At 67.6% G+C, this 1,025-nt stretch carries 2 protein-coding genes and 1 pseudogene; 1 reads left to right on the top strand and 2 read right to left on the bottom strand.

Translation table 11 applies throughout. The features are described 5' to 3' along the window. Positions 1 to 517: thioredoxin family protein (locus HUK82_RS16780; protein ID WP_176614986.1), on the top strand; the 517-nt coding region annotated here is incomplete at its 5' end. A 10-nt stretch (positions 518 to 527) separates the two neighbouring features. On the opposite strand, the gene HUK82_RS16775 is transcribed toward HUK82_RS16780, so the two are convergent. After that, entirely contained in the window at positions 528 to 710 is a 183-nt protein-coding gene (locus HUK82_RS16775) for a hypothetical protein (RefSeq protein ID WP_176614985.1), read from the bottom strand. A gap of 94 nt (positions 711 to 804) precedes the next feature. Next, positions 805 to 1,025 (bottom strand): annotated as a pseudogene (locus tag HUK82_RS16770) (hypothetical protein); the annotation flags it as partial.

The following is a 1,025-nucleotide window of genomic DNA, read 5'->3' as shown; positions in this document are numbered from 1 at the left end:
GCTGGCAGCGTGGCTGTTCGGCCTGGGGCAACGGGCGGCGATGCGCGACGGGGCGCGGGGCCGTGTGCGAACGCTACGCGCGGCGGCCCTCGGTCTTGTGCTGGGGGTTATTTCGCTTTTGCCCGGCCTTGAACATCGGGCAGCGGCCGAACAGTCTCCGGGAAGCGGCATGGCGACCACAGCCACGACCACGCCGTTTACCGAGGCCCGCCTGGCCTCCCTGCGTGCGTCGGGTCAGCCGGTGTTCATCGACATGACGGCGGCGTGGTGCATCACCTGTCTGGTCAATGAACGCGTGGCGCTCAGCGCGCCGTCCGTGCGGGCCGCGTTCGACGCCGCCCATGTCGCGGTGCTTCGGGGCGACTGGACCAATCGTGATGCGGCGTTGGGGGCGTTCCTGCAGGCACATGGCCGCGACGGCGTGCCCTTGTACGTGTTTTACCCGCCCCATGGGGAGGCACAGATCCTGCCGCAGATCCTGACGCCCGGGATTGTGCTTGACGCCCTGAAAGGCTGAGGCGCGTGCCTCAGCCGATCAGCGGGATGGTCGGCGCGAAGGCGCAGCCCAGCAACAGGATTGTGAAAAACAGGCCCATGGCGGCCGCGATGGTCAGGATGGTCTGACGGACGTTGATCTCCGCGTGCTCGGCGTGGCTCGCGGCGACGGCCTGGGCGTAGCCGGATGCGTCCTGAGAGGCTGAATAACCCATGATCGTTCTCCTGTCCGGCACTGCGCCGGTCAGGAGACGCTGCTCCCGATCTTGAAATCCTGCTTTGATATAAATCAAACTTTACAACGCGGGTTTAGTATCCGTCGGTCCCGGTGGAGGGCGCGGTGCCGGTGGTCGCATGCGACGGCACGCTGAGATAACCCGGCTTGGGTGACAGCGTCTTGGCGGTAGGTGCGGGGCTGGCCGCAGGGGATGCGCCGGACGTTGTGTCCGTGTCGCCGCCACCGGTGGGAAAGATGGCGTCGGGCACGCTGGGGGCGGCCGACGTCGCGGTTGTGGCCGGCGCGGGTGCCG

The sequence above is a fragment of the Ameyamaea chiangmaiensis genome, from assembly GCF_013376175.1.
Taxonomy (GTDB): domain Bacteria; phylum Pseudomonadota; class Alphaproteobacteria; order Acetobacterales; family Acetobacteraceae; genus Ameyamaea; species Ameyamaea chiangmaiensis.
The sequence above is the reverse complement of the archived record's forward strand: the minus strand, read 5'-3'. Positions and strand labels throughout refer to the sequence as shown.